The 13,086-nt window shown below is 71.6% G+C and carries 11 protein-coding genes and 1 tRNA gene; 3 read left to right on the top strand and 9 right to left on the bottom strand.

Annotation, left to right across the window (positions count from 1 at the left end; translation table 11 throughout):
* Nucleotides 1-7: 7 nt before the first annotated feature.
* From ABZ386_RS31310 to galU, 8 genes are all read right to left on the bottom strand, one after another.
* Nucleotides 8-457 carry a hypothetical protein gene (locus ABZ386_RS31310; protein WP_351347531.1) on the bottom strand — a complete coding sequence of 150 codons (450 nt, stop codon included), beginning with the start codon at nucleotides 455-457 and terminating at the stop codon, nucleotides 8-10.
* A 151-nt stretch (nucleotides 458-608) separates the two neighbouring features.
* Nucleotides 609-682 (bottom strand) — tRNA-Ala (locus ABZ386_RS31305).
* An 82-nt stretch (nucleotides 683-764) separates the two neighbouring features.
* Entirely contained in the window at nucleotides 765-1,946 is a 1,182-nt protein-coding gene (glpR, locus tag ABZ386_RS31300) for a gephyrin-like molybdotransferase receptor GlpR (RefSeq protein ID WP_351347529.1), read from the bottom strand.
* A 172-nt stretch (nucleotides 1,947-2,118) separates the two neighbouring features.
* The gene (locus ABZ386_RS31295; RefSeq protein ID WP_232840759.1) at nucleotides 2,119-2,739 is read right to left on the bottom strand and encodes a GNAT family protein; all 621 of its coding nucleotides are present in this window, start codon (nucleotides 2,737-2,739) and stop codon (nucleotides 2,119-2,121) included.
* Between the two features lie 23 nt (nucleotides 2,740-2,762).
* Complete coding sequence (locus tag ABZ386_RS31290) at nucleotides 2,763-3,299, bottom strand: MogA/MoaB family molybdenum cofactor biosynthesis protein (protein WP_358966927.1); 537 nt, start codon at nucleotides 3,297-3,299, stop codon at nucleotides 2,763-2,765.
* Entirely contained in the window at nucleotides 3,296-3,805 is a 510-nt protein-coding gene (moaC, locus tag ABZ386_RS31285; protein WP_351347525.1) for a cyclic pyranopterin monophosphate synthase MoaC, read from the bottom strand. Before moaC ends, ABZ386_RS31290 begins: the two co-directional genes overlap by 4 nt.
* A gap of 59 nt (nucleotides 3,806-3,864) precedes the next feature.
* A complete protein-coding gene (glp, locus tag ABZ386_RS31280) occupies nucleotides 3,865-5,205 on the bottom strand; it encodes a gephyrin-like molybdotransferase Glp (protein WP_356505663.1) in 1,341 nt (446 codons plus the stop codon).
* A gap of 4 nt (nucleotides 5,206-5,209) precedes the next feature.
* Nucleotides 5,210-6,112, bottom strand: coding sequence for a UTP--glucose-1-phosphate uridylyltransferase GalU (galU, locus tag ABZ386_RS31275; RefSeq protein WP_114253565.1), 903 nt, complete (start codon nucleotides 6,110-6,112; stop codon nucleotides 5,210-5,212).
* Nucleotides 6,113-6,205: 93 nt separating this feature from the next.
* Here galU and ABZ386_RS31270 point away from each other — a divergent pair, with 93 nt between their 5' ends.
* Nucleotides 6,206-6,829, top strand: coding sequence for a 5-formyltetrahydrofolate cyclo-ligase (locus ABZ386_RS31270; RefSeq protein WP_356617427.1), 624 nt, complete (start codon nucleotides 6,206-6,208; stop codon nucleotides 6,827-6,829).
* Nucleotides 6,830-6,887: 58 nt separating this feature from the next.
* Here the strand turns inward: ABZ386_RS31270 and ABZ386_RS31265 are convergent, their stop codons facing one another.
* Complete coding sequence (locus tag ABZ386_RS31265; protein ID WP_351339066.1) at nucleotides 6,888-9,731, bottom strand: penicillin acylase family protein; 2,844 nt, start codon at nucleotides 9,729-9,731, stop codon at nucleotides 6,888-6,890.
* Between the two features lie 238 nt (nucleotides 9,732-9,969).
* Here ABZ386_RS31265 and ABZ386_RS31260 point away from each other — a divergent pair, with 238 nt between their 5' ends.
* Nucleotides 9,970-11,499, top strand: coding sequence for a potassium/proton antiporter (locus tag ABZ386_RS31260; protein WP_351339064.1), 1,530 nt, complete (start codon nucleotides 9,970-9,972; stop codon nucleotides 11,497-11,499).
* A 266-nt stretch (nucleotides 11,500-11,765) separates the two neighbouring features.
* Complete coding sequence (locus tag ABZ386_RS31255) at nucleotides 11,766-13,058, top strand: MFS transporter (RefSeq protein ID WP_351339061.1); 1,293 nt, start codon at nucleotides 11,766-11,768, stop codon at nucleotides 13,056-13,058.
* The last annotated feature ends 28 nt before the right edge of the window (nucleotides 13,059-13,086 follow it).

Below are 13,086 nucleotides of genomic sequence, written 5' to 3'. Positions count from 1 at the left end.
CGGGTGCTCAGCGACCGTCCCGGCCGCGGCCCTTGTCCCGCGGGGCACGCCGCCCCCTTCGGTGCCGCCACCACTCGGTCACCGAGCCGGTCTCGCCCCGCATGTGCGGCGGCACCAGCACCTTCGGCCAGTTGAACCACGCGATCGTCACATGCAGCAGCAGCCAGGGGTACGAGCCCAGGAGGAAGACCGCGCCGACATCGAACGCGGCGGGTCCCGCGCCGTCCGCGGCGACGGCGATGGCGGCGACGGCGACCGTCAGGCAGACCAGCCAGGCGGCGAGGGCGACGATGCCACGCTCGTGCCCGCGCACGACCGAGGGGTTCCACGAGTACCCGAAAGGGATGTCGGGCGCCCGGCCGGAGCCGGTCCAGTGCAGCCACGCCGCCCGGACGAGGAACACGTTCATCCCGCCCGCGACGACGGCGGCGACGGTGTCGGGAACGAGGTGAGCCACAGCACCTCCGCGGCGAGCGCATCGACCGGACGCCCCAGTATCCGCGGCGAGATCGTCAAGAAGATCCACGGCCGGACCAAGCTTGGGCAAGCATGTGGCGCTGAACACACGTCAGAGCCCGGTCGGTTTCCCGACCGGGCTCTGAGCTGCGTGGACCTGAGGGGATTTGAACCCCTGGCCCCCTCGATGCGAACGAGGTGCGCTACCGGACTGCGCCACAGGCCCTTGCAACGAGTGAAACTCTAGCACCCCGATCGGCCTGCTTGGAAATCCGTTCCCCAGGGGCGGTCACCTGCGGGTTCGCGGGCTATTCGTTGGCGGCCCGGGGCCGCTCCCCGTCCTCGTACTGGTCGAACAGCGGCGTGCGCCCGCGCTCCCGGGCCCGTCGCGCCGAGGCCGCCCGGCGGGCGTCGGTGCGCCCGTCGTCGTCCGTTCTGTCCTGCGGGCGGGGGTCCGTCTCGTCCTGGTCCGCGGCCTCGGCCTCGCGCTCCGCGTCCGGGGTGACCGCGCTGGAGCGGGCCGAGCTCCACGTGTCGGGGGCGCCGAGGTCCACGTCACTGGTGGCCCGGGGTGCGACGGGTGCGGTCACGTACGTCGGCAGGGGCACCGGCACCGGCTCCCAGCTGTCGCCCTGGCCGGGCCGCCGCTGCCGCTCGCGCTGCTGGTCGACCCACTCCGCGTGGTCGGTCTGCTCGACGAGCGCGCGCCGGTCCGCCGCGAGGGCCGACAGGCCGGGGTCGGTCACCGGCTCGGGTCCCTCCTCCGGGTCGTCGCTCTCCTCGTCGGCCGAGGCGCGCCGGCGGGGCTGGCGCTGCCGCTCCCGCAGCCGCTGGGCCGCGGCCTCGGCCCGGCGGCGGTCCATCTGGTAGGCGAAGCGGCGGCGCTCCTGGGTGCGCAGGTACGCGATGTACACGCTGAGCATGACGGCGGGCACGCCGGGGGCCCACAGGAACGCGAGCCCGCCGACCGCGGCGACGATCGCACCGAGGGTGAACGCGAGGAACAGCATGGTGGTGGTGCGCCGACGGCGCGCGAGCACCTTCGAGCGCCGGGCCCGTGCTGCGGCCGCCTGGGCCTGCGGTGACACACCGCGCCGGGCCGCGGGCACGCGGCTGCCCGCGCGCTCGGGCCCCGCCGCGTTCGGTGCGGGCGGTGCCGGGCGGGCCGGCTGCTCGGGTACGGGCGACGGGAGGGGCGCCTGGGTCTGCGGACGCGTCTTGGACACGGCGAAGGCCCGGACGTCCACCGAGTCGGTGACGGCGTCCAGGTCGTCGGCGTCCTGCTCCCCCTCCTCGGTGGAGCGCGCCCGCAGGTCCCTGGCGTACCGGCGCTCCATGGCCGCCTTTCCGGACAGGAGCCGGATGGCGGTGCTGAAGCGTTCCGTCGGACGGGCCTCGTTCAGCTCGTCCTGCCTACGGAGCCACATCGGCACCAAGTAGGCGGCCCAGGCCCCGACAATGACTGCGTAGATGAGGCCGCTGCTGCTCACGCCTCACACCGTAGAGGGGTTTGCGTGAGGCCATCCGCCAATTGAGCCGGTGTGTCGCACGATCTGGCTGATATTTCGAACTTTTTTTGTGATCGATGCGATCAGCAGACCGCCCGGGGCGGGAATTCATTGCCCCGAGACGGTCATCGGGCGATCAATTTCGAACATGCATTCAATTTCCGGGGTGGTGCCGGATTCCCGGATTACTCTCCGATCGTGCCCGGTGCCAGCGCCTCAGCAACCCGTCCGGCACCTCTTCCGCCGTCAGCGCGAAGACGAGGTGGTCGCGCCAGGCCCCGTCGATGTGGAGATAACGCGGTCTGAGCCCCTCCTGACGGAATCCGAGTTTCTCCACGACGCGGCGGCTGGGTCCGTTCTCCGGGCGAATGCAGACCTCGATGCGGTGCAGTCCGACCGTGCGGAAACAGTGGTCCACGACGAGCGCCACCGCCGTCGGCATCACCCCGCGCCCGGCCACCGCCTCGTCCACCCAGTAGCCGACGTGCCCCGAGCACATCGAGCCCCAGGTGATCCCGGCCACCGTCAACTGCCCCACCAGCCGCCCCTGGTACTCGATGACGAAGGGCAGCATCCGGCCCGCGTTCGCCTCCGACCTGAGGTGGCGGACCATCTGGCGGAAGGTCGGGCGGTGCGCGAGCGGCCCGCCGGGCGAGGGCGGCGGAATGGTCGCCTCCCAGGGGCGCAGCCAGTCGCGGTTGCGCCGGTTGACCTCACGCCACGCCCGCTGGTCGCGCAGCTTTATCGGCCTGAGGACGATGTCGCCGTCCACCAGCTCGACGGGCCAGGATGGGCTGTTCAGCTCGCACCCCCACTGCCGGGTCTGGGGTGGTCGCCGCCGCGGAGCTGCTCGACGGCGTGGACCAGCAGCGGCTCCAGGACGGCCAGGCCGTCCTTCACGCCGCCGGTGGAGCCGGGCAGGTTGACGATCAGCGTCCCCGCCGCCACTCCGGCCAGGCCCCGGGAGAGCGCCGCGGTCGGCACCTTCTCCCGGCCGAACGCCCGGATAGCCTCGGCGATGCCCGGCACCTCGTGGTCGATCACCCGGCGGGTCGCCTCCGGGGTGCGGTCGGTGGGCGAGATGCCCGTGCCGCCCGTGGTGACGATGACGTCGTAGCTGGCCTCGACCCCGGCGCGCAGAGCCGCCTCCACGGGGTCGCCGTCGGGGACGATTTGCGGGCCGTCGACCTCGAAGCCGAAGCGCCTGAGGCCGTCGGCGATCAGCGGGCCGCCCTTGTCCTCGTAGATCCCGGCGGCGGCCCGGTTGGATGCCGTGACGACGAGAGCGGCGTACGGCGCGGTCAGTGCGCCGCCGACGGATGCGTCCCGTGTCATGCCCGGCTCCAGTCGCCCGACTTGCCGCCCGTCTTCTCCTCCACCCGTACGTCCGTGATGACCGCTCCCTTGTCGACCGCCTTGACCATGTCGATCACGGTGAGCGCGGCGACGGAGACCGCGGTGAGGGCCTCCATCTCGACGCCCGTGCGGTCCGTCGTCTTGACGGTGGCCAGGATCTCCACGGCGTCGTCCGCGACCGACAGGTCCAGTTTCACACCGGACACCGACAACGGGTGACAGAGCGGGATCAGGTCCGGGGTGCGTTTGGCGCCCATGATCCCGGCGATCCGCGCGGTCGCGAGGGCGTCGCCCTTGGGGACGCCCTCGCCGCGCAGCAGCTCGATCACGCGCGGCGAGACGAGGACGCGTCCGCTGGCGCGGGCGGTGCGCGCGGTCACGTCCTTCTCCGACACGTCGACCATGCGGGCCGCGCCGGCGTCGTCGAGGTGCGTCAGCCGGTCCTGCGTGGGGCCGTTCTGCGTGCGTGGGTCCTGCGTGCTCATGCTGTGTGGCGCTCCCGGTCCGGGCCTGCTGTGCGCGACACGGTACCCCCAACCAGCGCCTATCGGCCGAGCAGGACCACCTCGACCTCGGCGCCGGGCTCGACGGACTCGGTGTCCTCGGGGACGACGATCAGCGCGTCCGCGTGGGCCAGGGCCGCGACCAGGTGGGATCCGGCACCGCCGACCGGGGTGACCCGGCCGTCCGCGTAGGTGCCGCGCAGGAACTGGCGGCGGCCCTTGGGGGAGGTCAGCGCCTTGTCGGCGGCCAGGGTCGCCCGGGTCGTCGGCCGGTGGACGTCGTCGAGGCCCATGAGGGTGCGGATGGCGGGGCGGACGAACAGTTCGAAGGAGACGTACGACGACACCGGGTTGCCGGGCAGGGCCAGCAGCGGGGTGTGGTCGGGGCCGATGGAGCCGAAGCCCTGGGGCTTGCCGGGCTGCATGGCCAGCTTGCGGAACTCCACGCCGCTGCCCGGCTCGTCCTCGTCGCCGACGTGGGACAGGGCCTCCTTGACCACGTCGTACGCGCCGACGCTCACGCCGCCCGTGGTGACCATCAGGTCGGCGCGGACCAGCTGGTCCTCGATGGTGGAGCGCAGGGTCTCTGCGTCGTCGGCGACGGCGCCCACCCGGTAGGCGATGGCGCCGGCGTCACGGGCGGCGGCGGTGAGGGCGAAGCTGTTGGAGTCGTAGATCTGACCGGTGCGCAGTTCCGTGTCGGGCTGGACGAGTTCGCTGCCGGTGGAGAGCACCACCACGCGCGGGCGCGGGCGGACGCGGACCGTGCCGCGGCCGATCGCGGCGAGCAGGGCGATCTGGGGCGGGCCGAGGACCGTGCCGGCCTCCAGGGCGCGGTCGCCGGCCTTCACGTCGCTGCCCTTGGCGCGCACATGCGCGCGGGCCTCGGCCGGGCGGTACACGTGCACGTGCCCCGTGGCACCCTCGGGGCCGAGGCTGCGGGCGCGCATCCCGCGCACCGGGCCCTCGCCGAGCCCGCCGTCGGTCCACTCGACGGGCACGACCGTCTCGGCGCCGGGCGGCAGCGGCGCGCCGGTCATGATGCGGGCGGCCTGGCCGGGGCCCACCTGGAGCGGCTCGGCCTGGCCGGCGGCCACGTCCCCGACGACCTCCAGGGCCGCCGGGAACTCCTCGCTCGCGCCCGCGACGTCCGCGACCCGCACCGCGTAGCCGTCCATGGAGCTGTTGTCGAACGGCGGCAGGGACACCGGCACCGTGATGTCGTCGACCAGGACGCAGCCCTGGGCGTCGAGCAGGTGCAGTTCGATCGGCTCCAGGGGGCGGACGGTGGCGAGGATGTCCTCCAGGTGCTCGTCCACCGACCAGAGGTGGTCGGGGCCGAAGTGGTCCTGGCCGGTGACGCGGGGCGCGGCGCTGCTCAACGTGCTACATCTCCTCGGCTACGTAACTGCGAAGCCAGGTCCGGAAGTCCGGGCCCAGGTCTTCACGTTCGCACGCGAGTCGGACAATGGCACGCAGGTAGTCGCCACGGTCGCCGGTGTCATAGCGGCGGCCCTTGAAGACCACGCCGTGCACCGGGCCGCCGATCTTCTCGTCCTCGGCGAGCTGCTGGAGGGCGTCCGTGAGCTGGATCTCGCCGCCGCGGCCCGGCTCGGTCCGGCGCAGTATGTCGAAGATGTGCGGGTCGAGGACGTAGCGGCCGATGACCGCGTAGTTGGACGGGGCGTCGGCCGGGTCGGGCTTCTCGACCAGGCCGCTGACCTTGACGACGTCGCTGTCCTCGGTGGTCTCCACGGCCGCGCAGCCGTAGAGGTGGATCTGCTCCGGGGCGACCTCCATGAGCGCGATGACACTGCCGCCGCGCTGCTCCTGGACCTCGACCATGCGCTGGAGGAGGGGGTCGCGGGGGTCGATCAGGTCGTCGCCGAGGAGGACGGCGAAGGGCTCGTGGCCCACGTGCGGGGCGGCGCACAGGACGGCGTGGCCGAGGCCCTTGGGGTCGCCCTGGCGGACGTAGTGCATCGTCGCGAGGTCGCTGGACTCCTGCACCTTGGCGAGACGGCCGGCGTCGCCCTTCTTCTGGAGCGCCGACTCCAGCTCGTAGTTGCGGTCGAAGTGGTCCTCGAGGGGGCGCTTGTTGCGGCCCGTCACCATGAGGACGTCGTCGAGACCCGCGGCGACCGCCTCCTCGACCACGTACTGGATCGCCGGCTTGTCGACGACCGGCAGCATCTCCTTGGGAGTGGCTTTGGTGGCCGGCAGGAACCGGGTGCCGAGGCCTGCTGCGGGAATGACAGCCTTGCTGATCCGAGGGTGCGACTGAGTCATGCCCGCCACCCTATCCGGTGCCTTTGCATGGAATCTGCGGCTCCGGTTCATAGGCGCTCATATGAGCGTATTGCGACGGTACGGGAGCAACCATTGAGGCCTATCGCACGTCCGGGCGAGCCTGACAAGCGGAGTTTGCGGCGCGAGATCCTCGCGGTGAGGAACAGGTTGACGGCGGATGACCTGCGGGAAACCTCGGCCGCGCTGGCCGGGCGGGCCCTGGAGCTGCCCGAGTTGGCGCGGGCCGGCACGGTCGCCGCGTATGTCTCCGTGGGGAGTGAACCCGGGACGCTCGCGCTCCTGGACGCCTTGCGCGCCCGGGGCGTGCGCGTGCTGCTGCCGGTCCTGCTGCCCGACAACGACCTGGACTGGGGCGAGTACACGGGCGAGGGCTCGCTGGCGCGCGTCCGGCACGGCGGCCGGATGGCCCTCTTCGAGCCCGCGGGCGAGCGCCTGGGCCCGGACGCCGTGACGACGGCCGACGCCGTGCTGCTGCCGGGTCTCGCGGTGGACGCGCGCGGGATGCGGCTGGGGCGGGGCGGCGGCTCCTACGACCGGGTCCTGGCACGGCTGGAGCGGGCGGGGGCGCATCCCGCCCTGGTGGTGCTGCTGTACGACTCCGAGGTCGTCGAGCACGTCCCGGAGGAGCCGCACGACCGGCCGGTGCACGCGGTAGTGACGCCGTCGGGGATGCGGAGGTTCCGGCGGGAGCCCTGACGCGAAACGGCCCTCCACGCGCGCGTGGAGGGCCGTTTCCGTGACCGGCGTCAGTGGCTCACGGTTTGAGGACCAGCTTGTCGGCCGTGCTGTCCTCGACCGCCCGGTCCGAGAAGGACCACGGCAGCAGTTCGCCGTCGGCCCACTTGTCGGTCTGGTCGACGTAGTGGGCGCTGTAGGCGTGCCCGGAGGCGCCGGAGAGGTTGATCCAGCGGGACTTGTCGAGGTCGCCGAGGTTCACCACCATCCGCATCGACGGCACCCACACGACCCCGTAGCCGCCGGCGGCGTTCCAGCCGGTCGCGTTGACCGTCGCCTCGCCGCCGCTGAGCTCCCAGGGGCCGCGGTTGAGCGCGTACTGGAGGAAACCGGGGCCCTCGGTGCCGAGGGTCTGGTTCTTCAGGAACAGGCGGTGCAGCCGGCCCCAGGTCCAGGTGTCGATGTCCTTGCCGAGCTTGGCGGTCAGCTCCCAGCGGGCGTCGATCATCGCGCGCTTGAAGAGCTGGTCGCGGTTGACGGCGCCGGGGCGGGTGCCCGACTTGGGCGTCTTCCACCAGTCGCTGTCCGGCTGCTCCATCAGCTTGCGGACCACCTCGAACCAGCGGTCGCCGCCGTCCGGCTGCGCTTGGTCGGGGTCGCGCTGGCCGCACTCGCGGACCTTCTCCGCCTCGTCGGCGGGCCCTGTGGTGTTGACCGGCTCGACCCACAGGCACTGGCCCTTGACCCGCAGCTCCTTGGGGAGCTTGTTGCCGAAGGCGAGCTTGAGGATGTTGCGCCAGACCGCGTTGAAGTAGGCGGCGGCCGCCGAGTCGGCGTCCTGGGTGTAGTCCCAGCCCTCCAGGAGCTTCTGCGCCTCGCGGACGTCCTTGTCGCCGGTGTCGATCTTCAGCAGCGTGGGCACCAGCAGCCGGGCGATCTCACTGCTGTTGTCCAGCTGCATCTGGCGCATGTCGTCCGTGGAGATCTTGCCGCCGTCCTTGATCTTCGACTGGATCAGGTCGGTGATCCGCTGGCTGCGCGTGCCGTAACCCCAGTCCTCGGTGAGCGTGTAGGGGTACTTGTCCGGGTCGATCACGGCCTGGTTGGCGGTGACGATGTAGCCGCGCTCCGGGTTGTACTCGTAGGGCAGCGCGTCCTGCGGGATGTAGCCGGTCCAGCGGTACTTCGGGTCCCAGCCGGGCGCCGGGAGCGAGCCGTCGTCGCCCTCCGCGCGCGTGGGGATCTTCCCCGGCAGGGTGTAGCCGATGTTGTCCTCGGTGTCGGCGTAGACCAGGTTCTGCGAGGGCACGTCGAACAGGGCGGCTGCCTTGCGGAAGTCGGTCCAGTTCTTCGCCCTGTCCATGGCGAAGACGGCGTCCATGGTGGTGCCCGGCTGCAGGGCGGTCCAGCGCAGCGCGACGCCGTAGCCGTCGCCTCTGTCGGGTGCCGCGGTGTCGACGGTGGCCTTCTTGCCGACCTTCACGAGCTCCTCGTCGCGGTCGGACAGCAGGGGCATCCCGTCCTCGGTCTGGCGGACGACGATCTTCTTGGACGCGCCGCCGGCGACCTTGATGGTCTCCTCGCGCGTCTCGAACGGCTTGACCTTGCCGTCGTAGAGGTAGCCGTCGCCGGTGATCTTCTCCAGGTAGAGGTCCGTGACGTCGACGCCGGAGTTGGTCATGCCCCAGGCGATGTCCTGGTTGTGACCGATTATCACGCCGGGCATGCCGGCGAAGGTGTAGCCCGTGACGTCGTACTGGCAGGTGCTGGAGACGCTGCGGCAGTGCAGGCCCATCTGGTACCAGACCGACGGCAGCGAGGGCGACAGGTGCGGGTCGTTGGCCAGCAGCGGCTTGCCGGTGATGGTGTGGTCCCCGCTGACGACCCAGGAATTGGAGCCGATGCCGTCGCCGTTCACGCCGACGGCCGGCGGGAGGTCGTCCAGGACCCGGGTGAGGCCGCCGAGCTGGCTGTCCAGACCCGCGGTGCCCGAGGCCCCGGAGGCGGTGCCGCCCGCGCCGGACGCGCCGGAAGCGGCGCCCTGGGTGCCCGCGGTGCCGGTGGAGGTCCCGCCGGTCCCGCTCGTGCCGGACGTACCGGAGGTGCCCGACGCGCCCGACGCGCCGCTCGTGCCGCCCTGTTCGAACGCGCTCGTCAGCTCGTTGTACTGGCCCTCCTGCACGATCGCCTTGTTCCGGTCGTACGGGTACTGCGGGTACAGGTCGGCGATCTGCTTCGGGCCGAGGCGGCTGGTCAGCAGGGCGCGGTCGATCTCGTCCTGCATGTTGCCGCGCAGGTCCCAGGCCATCGCCTTCAGCCAGGAGACCGAGTCGACCGGCGTCCACGCCTGCGGCTTGTAGTCGTTGGTGAAGCCGAGCGCCGCGTACTCCAGGGAGATGTCCTTGCCGTCCTTGCCCTGGAGGTAGGCGTTGACTCCCTTGGAGTAGGCCTGGAGGTACTTCTTCGTGGCGTCCGACAGCTTGGTGTCGTACTCCTCCTTGGCGACCCGGTCCCAGCCCAGGGTGCGCAGGAACTCGTCGTTGTCGACCTGGCTCTTGCCGAACATCTCCGACAGGCGCCCGGCGGCCATGTGACGCCGTACGTCCATCTCGTAGAACCGGTCCTGCGCCTGGACGTAGCCCTGCGCCATGAACAGGTCCGCGTCCGAGGAGGCGTAGATCTGCGGGATGCCGTAATTGTCGCGTTTGACCTCGACCGGCCCCGAGAGGCCCTTGAGTGTGAGGGTGCCCTTGGTCTGCGGGAAGGAGGCCCGGACGGTGCTGATGGACCAGTAGGCCCCGAAGGCGACGCCCCCGATGAGGGCCAGCACCAGGACGAGGACGATCAGGCGGGCTTTACGCCCTTTTCTCCTGCCGGACTTGCCGGGCTGCTGACCCGTGGAGGCGGTGGTGTTCGGGGGCATCGCTGTCCTTGCTGTCCTAACGCGAGCGGCAGGTTCGGCTGTGCTTTTAACTGAGCGCTGGAGCAACGATAGGCGCAGGGCCTTGCGCCCCTTGACGCGGAGTCGGGAACCGGCACGGACGGACGTTCGATCTTGCCCTCAGAAGCGTCAAGAAATCGTCAAGAGTTAGGTAAGGTAACGAAGTAGTTGGCGCGGTGCGCCACAGCTTCATGTGCGATGTACGTGAGCCCACGCGCGGGTGCGCGCGGGCCAGGGAAGGATTCGGCCGCTGACTGTTCACCACCTCAACCAGCTCCTGCTCGTCTGCTCGCTCGTCCTGCTCGTCGCCGTCGCAGCGGTACGGATCTCCTCGCGCAGCGGGCTCCCCAGCCTGCTCGTCTATCTGGGCATAGGCGTCGCCATGGGCCAGGACGGCATCGGCGACATCCACTTCGACAACGCCGAGCTGACCCAGGTCATCGGGTACGCGGCCCTGGTCGTGATCCTGGCCGAGGGCGGCCTGGGCACGAAGTGGAAGGAGATCAAGCCGGCCCTGCCGTCCGCCACGGCACTGGCGCTGGCCGGTGTCGCGGTGAGCGTCGGGATCACGGCGTCGGCCGCGCACTACCTGATCGGGCTGGAGTGGCGGCAGGCGCTCATCATCGGGGCGGTCGTCTCCTCGACCGACGCGGCGGCCGTGTTCTCCGTGCTGCGGAAGATCCCCCTGCCCGCGCGCGTGACGGGCACGCTGGAGGCGGAGTCCGGCTTCAACGACGCCCCGGTGGTCATCCTCGTGGTCTCGCTGTCCACGGCGGGCCCGGCCGAGCACTGGTACGTGCTGCTGGGCGTGATCCTGCTGGAGCTGGCGATCGGCGCGGCCATCGGTCTCGCGGTGGGCTGGCTGGGCGCCTGGGGGCTCCGGCACGTGGCGCTGCCCGCCTCCGGCCTCTACCCGATCGCCGTGATGGCGATCGCCGTGGTGGCGTACGCGGCGGGCGCGCTGGCCCACGGCAGCGGCTTCCTCGCGGTGTACCTCGCCGCGATGGTGATGGGCAACGCGCGGCTGCCGCACTGGCCGGCCACGCGCGGGTTCGCCGACGGGCTCGGCTGGATGGCCCAGATCGGCATGTTCGTCCTGCTCGGACTGCTGGTCACCCCGCACGAGCTGGGCGACGACATCGTGCCCGCGCTCGTCATCGGACTGGTGCTGACCATGGTGGCGCGGCCGCTGAGCGTGGTGCTCTGCCTGGTGCCCTTCCGGGTGCCGTGGCAGGAGCAGGCCCTGATGTCCTGGGCGGGGCTGCGCGGGGCCGTGCCCATCATCCTGGCGACCATCCCCATGGTGGAGGGCGTCGAGGCCAGCCGCCGCATCTTCAACATCGTCTTCGTGCTGGTCGTCGTCTACACCCTGGTCCAGGGTCCGACCCTGCCGTGGCTGGGCCGCAAGCTGCGCCTCCGCGACGGCTCGGAGGCCGCCGACCTCGGCATCGAGTCGGCCCCGCTGGAGCGGCTGCGCGGGCACCTGCTGTCCGTGGCGATCCCCCAGGGGTCGAAGATGCACGGCGTGGAGGTGGCCGAGCTGCGCCTGCCGCACGGCGCCGCCGTGACGCTCATCGTGCGCGGCGGCGAGTCCTTCGTCCCGCTGCCGACGACGATATTGCAGCGGGGGGACGAACTCCTCGTGGTCGCCACGGACCCCGTCCGGGACGCGACCGAGAGCCGGCTGCGGGCGGTCGGGCACGGCGGCAAGCTGGCCGGGTGGCTGGGCACGGACGGGGCGAGCCGCTGAGCAGCGTTTTGCGCTGTTTGTGTTTGTAAGGTGAGCGGGTTTCTGGTGCTCTCTTTCACAGGCGCACCAGCACGTGACCCCTGTACGATGAAGGCCTACCCAGATCGAACCAACTCTGCCTGACGCAGAGCTGGCGCGACCGTATGGCGGTCGGGTCGCCCCTCCTCACCGGGCCCCGGCATCTACCGCAGTTCCGCGCAAGAGGACAGCTCTCGGCGCCGCCCGCTGGCCGGGCCGCGCTACCAGGCGGCAGAAAGGCACGGGCCGTGGCGTCCACGGTCACCTCGAAGAAGTCGAAGAACTCGACGGCTTCCGCCCGCCCGGGATACGGCCGGCTGCTGCGCACCCGCGGCGCCTGGACGTTCCTGCTCCCCGGTTTCGCGGCGCGCCAGCCGTTCGCGATGCTGACGATCTCCATCGTGCTGCTGGTGCAGCACACCACCGGCTCCTACGGAGCCGCGGGCGCGGCCGCCGCCGTCACCGGCGTCTCCATGGCTCTGTTCGCGCCCTACAGCGGCCGTCTCGCCGACCGGTACGGCCAGCGCGCCGTGCTGATCCCCGGGGTGCTGCTGCACGCGCTGTCCGGGCTGACCCTGACCGCGCTCGCGCTGTTCGACGCCCCCTTGTGGGCCGTGTTCGTGGCGGCCGTCCCGACCGGTGCCTCGGTGCCGCAGGTCGGCCCCATGGTGCGGGCCCGCTGGGGCGTCAAGCTCAAGGACTCGCCGCTGATGACCACCGCGGCGGCCTTCGAGTCCGTCACGGACGAGCTGACCTTCGTCGTCGGACCGCTGCTGGCCACCGCCCTGTGCACGGCCGTCGACCCGGCCGCCGGCCTGGTGACGGAGGCCTCGCTGACCCTGATCGGCGGTCTGCTGTTCGCCGCGCAGAAGAACACCCAGCCCTCGGTGTCGGGCAGCGGGCACGCGCGCGTGGAGCGCGCTTCCGCGCTGCGCGTCCCCGGTGTGCGCGTGCTGATCGTGGCCTTCCTCGGCATCGGCTCCGTCTTCGGCGGGATGCAGGTCTCGCTGGCCGCGTTCACCGAGTCGATCGGCGAGCCGGGCCTGAACGGCGTCCTGTACGGCGTCTTCGCCGCGGGCAACATGCTCTCCGGCGTCGTCTGCGGCGCGATCGCCTGGAAGACGGCCCCGCAACGGCGCCTGGTCGTCGGCTACACGGCGCTCGCCCTCACCGCGTCCGGCCTGTGGGCCGCCCACTCGGTGCTGGTCCTCGCCGGGCTCGGCCTGCTGGTCGGCATGTGCATCGCGCCCGCCCTGATCACCGGCTACACCCTCGTCGAGGGCCTGGTCCCGGCCGGTGCCCGCACCGAGGCGTTCACCTGGCTGACCGGAGCGGTGGCACTGGGCCAGGCCGCCGCCGTCACGGCCGCCGGACAGCTGGAGGACCGCTTCTGGGACGGCGCCGGTTTCCTGGTGCCGATGGGCGGCACGGTGCTCGCCCTGGCGACCCTCCTGGCCCTGCGTTCCCGGCTGTCCCCGAAGGCCCAGGGCCGGACCGTCGCACGTGGCGTGGGTCACCGCGTCCCGGTGGCAGTGGACTGAACGGCCGGAATACGTCAAGATGGACCGT

Origin of the sequence: Streptomyces sp. NPDC006140 (assembly GCF_040628815.1) — a bacterium.
GTDB lineage: Bacteria > Actinomycetota > Actinomycetes > Streptomycetales > Streptomycetaceae > Streptomyces.
This window is presented reverse-complemented; position numbering and strand designations above follow the sequence as displayed.

Bases quoted from the DNA above. Each gene is read 5' to 3' on its own strand.
- ABZ386_RS31290 (WP_358966927.1), bottom strand. From the start codon at position 3,299: ATGACACGGGACGCATCCGTCGGCGGCGCACTGACCGCGCCGTACGCC.
- moaC (WP_351347525.1), bottom strand. From the start codon at position 3,805: ATGAGCACGCAGGACCCACGCACGCAGAACGGCCCCACGCAGGACCGG.
- galU (WP_114253565.1), bottom strand. From the start codon at position 6,112: ATGACTCAGTCGCACCCTCGGATCAGCAAGGCTGTCATTCCCGCAGCA.
- ABZ386_RS31265 (WP_351339066.1), bottom strand. From the start codon at position 9,731: ATGCCCCCGAACACCACCGCCTCCACGGGTCAGCAGCCCGGCAAGTCC.